Origin of the sequence: Streptomyces sp. P9(2023), assembly GCF_032436795.1 — a bacterium.
In the GTDB taxonomy this organism is placed as follows: Bacteria; Actinomycetota; Actinomycetes; order Streptomycetales; family Streptomycetaceae; genus Streptomyces.
Genome location: NZ_JAUPWM010000107.1, coordinates 1 through 794 on the forward strand (window position 1 = coordinate 1; position 794 = coordinate 794).

A 794-nucleotide genomic window follows, 5' to 3' on the forward strand; every position below is an offset into this window, starting at 1 on the left:
GCCGACCTCCCCCGTCCGAGCCCTGCGGGACATGCCCGCCCCGCCCGACTCCCCGGCCGTGCCGCCCGCCCGTGAAGGAGCATCATGACCGCCACCGCGTCCACCGCAAGCGCCTCCTACTGGGAGCCGCTGTGGGCCCAGGGCCGCCGGTACCGGCAGCTCGACGACGCCGAGCGGCGGCTGCTGGACGAGCACCTCGGCCCCGGCCGCGCCCGCCCCGCCCTCGACATCGACATCGACAGCGGCAGCGGCAGCGGCAGCGGCAGCGGCAGCGGCACCATGACCCAGCACCGACATCACGAGCTCGGGTACCGCACGACCGGCGTCGACTGCTCCCCCAGCGCCATCACGCTCGCCGCCGCCCAGGACACCGGGCCATCCCCCGGGCCGGTCTGGCAGAGCCTGGACATCACCACCGACGACCTCACCGCCCTCCCGGAACCGGCGTACGCGGTCATCACCTGTCGCCTGGTCTACCGGTGGATGGACGACAAAGCGGCCCTCCTCAGCCGAGTCCGCCAACTCCTCGCCCCGGGCGGGGTGTTCTGGGTCGTCACCGAGATCGCCGACCGCCGGACCACCACCGATCCGGCCCTCCTCGCACTCGGGATCACCCGTGCGGAAGCCGAGACCCTCACGACCGGATGGTCCGTCGTACGCACCGCCGACCTCGACGTCCTGCGCTGCTACGCCCTCCGCCCCTGACCACCCCCTCTACCGCGGAGAAACCGATGAAGGACTTCGAGACACAGAACGTGGGCACCTGGACCACGTACGGCGCCCACCAGCTCGCC

General features: G+C 72.8%; 1 protein-coding gene. It reads left to right on the forward strand.

Annotated elements, in window-relative coordinates:
* Positions 1-84: 84 nt before the first annotated feature.
* Positions 85-705 (forward strand): class I SAM-dependent methyltransferase, encoded by a 621-nt coding sequence (locus Q5762_RS36850; protein ID WP_315896679.1) that lies wholly within the window; start codon positions 85-87, stop codon positions 703-705.
* The last annotated feature ends 89 nt before the right edge of the window (positions 706-794 follow it).

Excerpts from the sequence above, each read along its gene's own strand:
- Q5762_RS36850 (WP_315896679.1), top strand. The coding sequence starts at position 85 with ATGACCGCCACCGCGTCCACCGCAAGCGCCTCCTACTGGGAGCCGCTG.